Here is a 7,850-nt window from a genome sequence, read left to right on the forward strand (position 1 = left end):
CCCTCGCGCGGCCCCTCGAGGTCCACCTCCATGATCTCCAGCGGCTTTCCGGCACCAACAGCAACGGCGGCACGCGTTTTCATGAGGCACTCCTCCCAACGATCTGTAAGTTTTAGCTAACGGCAAGCTGCCCGTGGCGAATGCCAGCCTGCCATCCCTTTGATGTTGGGGTAAGCTTAGCGAGTTCCGCGTCGGCGGCCAACGTCTCTTGCGACGTTTTTCGGCGCGGTTTCCGCAATCGGCACCAGCCGGGGAAGCCGACCCGCGGACACTTGAGGCGCGCCGGAATTGTCCATAGAACTGGACCGCTTCGCCGGAGGAACGACATCCGAATGTTCAAGAAGATCCTAATCGCCAATCGCGGCGAGATCGCCTGTCGCGTGATCAAGACGGCGCGCAAGATGGGGATTGCCACGGTCGCCGTCTATTCGGACGCCGACCGCGACGCCGTGCATGTCGAAATGGCCGACGAAGCGGTGCATATCGGGCCTTCGCCGGCGGCGCAGAGCTATCTGCTGCCTGAGAAGATCATCGCCGCCTGCAAGGAAACCGGCGCGCAGGCCGTGCATCCGGGCTATGGTTTCCTGTCCGAGCGCGCCTCCTTCTGCGAGGCGCTGGAGAAGGAAGGCATCGTCTTCATCGGGCCGAAGCCCAAGGCCATCAAGGCGATGGGCGACAAGATCGAATCGAAGAAGTTCGCCAGCGAGGCCAAGGTCTCGACCGTGCCTGGGTGGCTGGGTGTCATCGAAGACGCCGACCATGCCGAGAAGATCGCCGGCGAGATCGGCTATCCGGTCATGATCAAGGCCTCGGCTGGCGGCGGCGGCAAGGGCATGCGCATCGCCTGGAGCAAGGCGGAGGTGCGCGACGGTTTCGAGCGGGCGCGTTCGGAAGCGAAAAGCTCCTTCGGCGACGACCGCGTCTTCATCGAGAAGTTCGTCGTCGACCCTCGCCACATCGAGATCCAGGTGCTGGCCGACGCGCATGGCACCGCCCTTTACCTTGGCGAGCGCGAATGCTCGATCCAGCGCCGCAACCAGAAAGTGGTCGAGGAGGCGCCTTCGCCATTCCTCGACGCCAAGACCAGGAAGGCAATGGGCGAGCAGGCGGTGGCGCTGGCGAAAGCCGTTGACTACCAAAGCGCCGGCACGGTCGAGTTCATCGTCGACAAGGACAAGAATTTCTACTTCCTTGAAATGAATACGCGATTGCAGGTCGAGCACCCGGTGACCGAATTGGTCACCGGCATTGACCTGGTCGAGCAGATGATCCGTGTCGCAGCCGGTGAGAAGCTCGGCATCAAGCAGAGCGACGTGAAGCTCAACGGCTGGGCGGTGGAGAGCCGCCTTTACGCCGAGGACCCTTTCCGCAATTTCCTGCCGTCGATCGGCCGGCTGACCCGTTACCGGCCGCCGGAAGAAGGCACGTTCGGCGACATCGTCATCCGCAACGATACCGGCGTCGCCGAAGGGTCGGAAATCTCGATGTTCTACGACCCGATGGTGGCTAAGCTCTGCACCTGGGCGCCGAACCGGCTGGCGGCGATCGACGCCATGTCGCAGGCGCTGGACAGTTTCGTCGTCGACGGTATCGAGCACAACATCCCGTTCCTGTCGGCGCTGATGCAGCATCCGCGCTGGCGTGAAGGGCGGCTGTCGACCGGCTTCATCGCGGAGGAATACCCCGATGGCTTCGCGCCGGTCGCGCCGGACGGCGATGAGAGGGCGGTGTTCGCCGCCGTCGCGACGGCGATCGAACTGCTGCGCCGCGACCGGCTCGACCGCCTGAGCGGCAGGCTGGCGCCGCATTCCGGCCATCTCAAGCGCGACTGGGTGGCGAAGATCGACGCTGGCTATCTGCCGGTCGAGATCGTCGACGGCATGGTTTCCATCCCGATGGAGGTCGATCTGTCGATCGACGGCGGCAAGCCGTTGACGGTCGCCTCCGACTGGCGGCCGGGCGACGCGATCTGGCAGGGCACGGTCGGCGGCGACAGCATCGCCGCGCAGATCCGCCCCGCGCTGAACGGGCTGCGGATTGCCTGGAAAGGCATGTCGGTGACTGCGCGCGCCATGCTGCCGCGCACGGCTGAGCTTGAAAGGCTGATGCCGGAGAAACTGCCGCCGGACACCTCGAAGATGCTGCTCTGCCCGATGCCAGGTCTCGTCGTCTCGATCGCCGTCGCCGAGGGCCAGGAGGTCAAGGCCGGCGAGACGCTGGCCGTGGTCGAAGCGATGAAGATGGAGAACGTGCTGCGCGCCGAACGTGACCTCACGATAGCCAAGCTCAACGCCAAGCCCGGCGATAGCCTCGCGGTCGATGCCGTGATCATGGAGTTCGCCTGAGAAGAGCCGGTACCGGACCGCAAGCCTGTGCCTGCGGGTCTTTTGTGCTGGACTGGCATGGCCCCGTCCGGGACAATACATCTGCATGGATTTTGAGTCTTTGGGACAGCGCGAAAACACATGGCGGATGAACGACTTCCACGCGACCCGTTGCAGCGCGAAGCAGCCGTGAAGGCCGCGCGGCCGGAAGTGCCGGCACGCACCTTCATCCATCTGCGCGTGCACTCGGCCTATTCGCTGCTCGAAGGCGCGTTGCAGCTTGGCGCGATCGTCGGCCATGCCGTCAAGGACGAGGCGCCGGCGATCGCGGTCACCGACACCAACAACCTGTTCGGCGCGCTCGAATTCGCGCAGAAGGCGGTCAAGGACGGCATCCAGCCGATCATCGGCTGCCAGATCGATCTCGCCTTTTCCGGCGAGGCGACAGACGGCCAGCGCGACCGCCGACGACTTGGGCCGGACATGTCGCCGGTCGTGCTGATCGCCGCCAGCGAGGCTGGCTATGCCAATCTCGTGCGGCTGATCAGCAAGGTTTATCTCGAGACGCCGCCCGGCGAGCCGGTGCACCTTACCAGCGCCACGCTGGAAGGCCGGTGCGACGGACTGATTTGTCTGACCGGCGGCCCGCGCGGCCCGATCGGCAGCGCGCTCAAAGCGGACCGGCGCGACCTCGCCAAACAACGGCTGCTTTTCCTCAAGGGCCTGTTCGGCGACCGTCTCTATGTCGAATTGGAACGCGTCGCCGGCTACGACCGGATGGTCGAAAAGTCGACGGTCGACCTGGCCTACACGAACGACCTGCCGCTGGTCGCCACCAACGAGGCGTTCTTCTCCAAGCGCGAGGACTATGAGGCGCATGACGCGCTGATTGCGATCGCCGAAGGCTCGGTCGTGGCCGCGGACAATCGCCGGCGGCTTTCACCGGACAATTTCCTGCGCAGCCAGGCGGACATGGTTCGACTCTTCTCCGATCTGCCGGAAGCGATCGACAACACGGTCGAGATCGCCATGCGCTGTTCCTACTATCCGAAGAACCGCAGCCCGATCCTGCCGCGCTTCACCGGCGCCGACGCCGCCGACAAGGACGCGGCCGAGAAAGCCGAGGCGGCAGAGCTTGCCCGGCAAGCGCGAGAGGGCCTGGAGAAGCGGCTTGCGGCGCATGGGCCGACGCCGGGCTATACCGTCGAGCAATATCGCGAGCGGCTCGAATTCGAGCTCGGCATCATCGAGAAGATGAAGTTCCCCGGTTACTTCCTGATCGTCGCCGACTTCATCAAATGGGCCAAATCGCAAGGCATTCCGGTTGGGCCGGGGCGCGGTTCGGGCGCCGGCTCGCTGGTCGCCTATTCGACCACCATCACCGATATCGACCCGCTGCGTTTCTCGCTGCTGTTCGAACGCTTCCTCAATCCGGACCGCGTCTCGATGCCGGACTTCGACATCGACTTCTGCCAGGACCGGCGCGAGGAAGTCATCCGCTACGTCCAGCAGAAATACGGGCGCGACCAGGTCGGCCAGATCATCACCTTCGGTACACTGCAGGCGCGCGCGGTGCTGCGCGACGTCGGCCGCGTGTTGCAGATGCCCTACGGCCAGGTCGACAAGCTCTCCAAGATGGTGCCGCAGAACCCGGCCAATCCGGTCAAGCTCGCGGACGCCATCGCCAATGAACCGCGCTTCGCCGAGGAGGCGGAGAAGGAGCCGATCGTCCAGACCCTGCTCGACACGGCGCAGAAGCTCGAAGGCCTCTACCGCCACGCCTCGACGCACGCCGCCGGCATCGTCATCGGCGACCGGCCGTTGTCCGAGCTGGTGCCGATGTACCGCGATCCGCGCTCGGACATGCCGGTCACCCAGTTCAACATGAAATATGTCGAGCAGGCGGGGCTGGTGAAGTTCGACTTCCTTGGCCTGAAGACGCTGACTGTGCTGGAAACGGCGGTGAAGCTCATCCGCCGTCGTGGCGTCGACATCGATCTCGCCACGATCCCGCTCGACGACAAGGACACCTACGCCATGCTGTCGCGCGGTGAAGTGGTCGGCGTGTTCCAGGTTGAAAGTGCCGGCATGCGCAAGGCGCTGATCGGCATGCGTCCGGACTGCATCGAGGACATCATCGCGCTGGTGGCGCTCTACCGCCCCGGCCCGATGGAGAACATCCCGACCTACAACGCCAGAAAGCATGGCGAGGAGGAGATGGCCTCGATCCATCCCAAGATCGACCATCTGGTGAAGGAGACGCAAGGCGTCATCGTCTACCAGGAACAGGTGATGCAGATCGCGCAGCAGCTGTCTGGCTATTCGCTGGGCGAGGCCGACCTGTTGCGCCGCGCCATGGGCAAGAAGATTCGCGCCGAGATGGACAAGCAGCGCGAGCGCTTTGTTTCCGGCGCGGTCGAGCGCGGCGTCTCCAAGCCGCAGGCCGACTTCATCTTCGATCTTCTGGCCAAGTTCGCCGACTACGGCTTCAACAAGTCGCACGCGGCTGCCTACGCCGTCGTTTCCTACCAGACCGCCTATCTCAAGGCGCATTACCCGGTCGAGTTCCTGGCCGCGTCGATGACGCTCGACATGAGCAACACCGACAAGCTGGCCGATTTCCGCCAGGACGCGATGCGCCTCGGCATCGAGGTGGTGGCGCCGTCGGTGATGTCGAGCTTCCGTCCCTTCGAGGTCGGCGAGAACAAGATCTTCTATTCGCTGGCGGCGCTGAAAGGCGTGGGCGACGCGGCGGTCGAGCACATCGTCGAGATGCGCGGCGAGAAGCCGTTCAAGAACCTCGCCGATTTCTGCGAACGGGTCGATCCGAAGATCGTCGGCAAGCGCGTCTTCGAAAGCCTGATCATGGCCGGCGCGCTCGATTGCTTCGGGCACGACCGCGCGCAGATGATGGCCGGCGTCGAGCGGATGATGGGGCTGGCCTCGCTGGCGCAGCAAAACGCCATCTCCGGCCAGGCCGATATCTTTGGCGCATCGCTCGGCAGCCAGTCGCAGGCGCTCAATCTGCCCGCGACCGATCCGTGGCTTGCCGCGGACCGGTTGCACCGCGAGTTCCAGGTGGTGGGCTTCTACCTCTCGGCGCATCCGCTGGATGAGTACAAGGCGGCGCTCCAGAAGATGCGGGTGCAGAACTGGGCGGAGTTTTCCGCGGCAGTGAAACGCGGCGCCGCCGCCGGGCGGCTCGCCGGCACCGTCACCACCAAGCAGGAGCGCAAGACCCGCACCGGCAACAAGATGGGCGTGGTGCAGTTTTCCGACACGACGGGCCAGTACGAGGCGGTGCTGTTCTCCGAAGGGCTGGCACAGTATCGCGACATGCTGGAGCCGGGGCGCTCGGTGGTGATCACCGTTTCGGCCGAAGACCGGCCGGAAGGCATCAATCTGCGTATCCAGACCGTGCAGTCGCTGGAGGACGAAGCAAGCCGCATCCAGAAGGCGCTGCGTATCTTCGTGCGCGACGCAGCACCACTCGGCACGCTCGCCAACCAGCTTTCGGTCAAAGGCGAAGGGCAGGTGAGCTTCGTGCTGATCAAGGACGCAGGGCAGGGCGAGGTGGAGATCGAACTGCCCAACCGCTACCGTATCTCGCCGCAGGTCGCATCGGCTATGCGCGCGGTGCCTGGTGTGGTCGAGGTGGAACTGGTCTAGCTCAAGGCGTCGCCGCTTCCGCCTCAGCCACTCGCGGCGTCTTGCGCTGCAGATTGAGCAGGTTGCCGGCCAGAATCAGCGCCGCGCCGCCGGCGGTGAAGACGTCGATCTGCTCGTGATAGAGCAGCCAGCCGACCAGTGCCGTCAGCGGCACGCGCAGGAAATCCATCGGCGAGATGATGGTGGCGTCGGCGTGGGTGAGCGCACGGGCCAGGCAGAAATGCGAGGACATGCCGGTGAAGGCGATGACGAAGATCCACGGCCAGAGGCCGGGCGAGGGGGTGTGCCAGCTGTAGAGAGCCGGGATGAGGCCGACCACCGACTGGATGATCAGCATCCAGAAGATGATGCGCACCACGCTTTCGGTCTTGGTCATCGACTTGACCAGCACCATGGAGATGCCGAAGCAGACCGCGGCGCCCAGGACGACGAGGTGGCCGGGATCCATCGAACCGGCGCTGGGCCGCACGATGACGACCACGCCGATCAGGCCAAGCACGATCGCCGTCAGCTTCGAACGCGAAAGCCTTTCCCCCAGAAAGCTGACCGCGAATATCGCCGTCCAGATCGGCGTGGTGAACTCGATCGAGATCAGCACGGCGAGCGGAATGAGCGTCAGCGCATAGAGCCAGGCGGCCTGGCCGGTGTAGTGGATGATGTTGCGGGCGATGTGGGCGAACGGGCGCTGGGTGCGCATCGCGGCAAAGCCGCCGCTCATCATCACCAGCGGCAAAAGGATGAAGAAACCGATCACCGAGCGCAGTTCCAGGACCTGGAAGACGTTGAGCTCGGCCGTCGTCTCGCGGCCGGCAACCGACATCGCCAGCATCGAGGCGATTGACAGAGCCATCCAGAATGCGGCTTTTGGGATCGAGGGAGCGGGCGCCATTTGGGCGCCTATGTCGCAAGCTTGGACTTGGGCCGCAACCGTTAGTGGCGTCATTCCACTGGGCCAGCGAACAGGGGTGTCAAAAAACCGTCATGGCGACGGCGGAACCTTGCGGCCGCGGCGCCCGTTAAGTCCACGCTTCCTTCGGAAGGTGCCGGCCGAAGCCGTGTCATGCTTTTCCTGGAATTGTCTGGTGATCGCGAGAGGGGAACGCCTTGATGAAATCGACTGCCGCCATGCTGGCCGCCGCCTGCCTTTTGTGCGCGACGGGCGCGCATGCCGACGAGGCGGCCTTTCTGCGTTCGCTGCAGGGAAAGTTCTCCGGCAAGGGGACAGTCAGGATCAGAACGAACACGCCGGTGATGAACATCAATTGCACCTTCACCTCGGATGCAACGGCCAACTCGCTGTCGCTTGACGGCACCTGCCGCGCGTTGCTGATCATGTCGCGCGAGATCCGCGCCGACCTGAAGGTCCGCGGGGCGCGCTATACCGGCACCTATATCGGCTCGCGCAGCGGGCCCGCGGGGCTGAGCGGAAGCCGCGAGGGCGACGCGATCAATCTCGACATCCATTGGGCGAAAATCGTCAATGGCGACCGCGACGCGGAACTGACGGTCGAGAAGGTCGGGCCGGACAACATGCGCATGACGGTGACCGACATGGATCCGGCGACCGGCAAGATGGTGGTGACGAGCCGGATCGATCTGAAGCGCAGCTGATGCTTCACTCTTCGAGCGGCTCGGGCGGATTGGCGGCGCGGCCCTTGCCGAATGTATAGCCGGTCTCGACGGCTTTCCTGCCGAATTTGTCGCGCAACGTGTCCATCGCGCCTTCGGCCAGCGCGCGCTTGCGCGACTGCAGGTCGACCAGATCGGGCGGATCGGCCTTTTCGTCGTCGGAGAGGTCGCTGACGCCGATGCCGAGCAGGCGGAATTTTGTGCCGTCGGTCTCGCGGCGCAACAGGT

4 protein-coding genes and 1 pseudogene are annotated in these 7,850 nt (G+C 64.5%); 3 read left to right on the forward strand and 2 right to left on the reverse strand.

The window, feature by feature from the left end:
• Positions 1–332 precede the first annotated feature (332 nt).
• Together EOD07_RS14615 and dnaE are read left to right on the forward strand one after the other, a co-directional pair.
• Positions 333–2,345: an acetyl/propionyl/methylcrotonyl-CoA carboxylase subunit alpha gene (locus tag EOD07_RS14615; RefSeq protein WP_127235978.1), complete on the forward strand. Its 2,013-nt coding sequence runs from the start codon at positions 333–335 to the stop codon at positions 2,343–2,345.
• Positions 2,346–2,465: 120 nt separating this feature from the next.
• Positions 2,466–5,993, forward strand: a complete 3,528-nt coding sequence (gene dnaE, locus EOD07_RS14620) for a DNA polymerase III subunit alpha (RefSeq protein WP_127235979.1) — start codon at positions 2,466–2,468, stop codon at positions 5,991–5,993.
• A gap of 1 nt (position 5,994) precedes the next feature.
• Here the strand turns inward: dnaE and EOD07_RS14625 are convergent, their stop codons facing one another.
• Entirely contained in the window at positions 5,995–6,882 is an 888-nt protein-coding gene (locus tag EOD07_RS14625; protein WP_127235980.1) for a DMT family transporter, read from the reverse strand.
• 218 nt (positions 6,883–7,100) lie between these two features.
• Between EOD07_RS14625 and EOD07_RS14630 the strand changes: the two genes are divergently transcribed.
• Entirely contained in the window at positions 7,101–7,604 is a 504-nt protein-coding gene (locus tag EOD07_RS14630) for a hypothetical protein (RefSeq protein WP_127235981.1), read from the forward strand.
• A 4-nt stretch (positions 7,605–7,608) separates the two neighbouring features.
• Here EOD07_RS14630 and EOD07_RS14635 read toward each other — a convergent pair.
• Positions 7,609–7,850 (reverse strand): annotated as a pseudogene (locus tag EOD07_RS14635) (DNA polymerase IV); the annotation flags it as partial.

It is taken from the genome of Mesorhizobium sp. M2C.T.Ca.TU.002.02.1.1 (assembly GCF_003997225.1).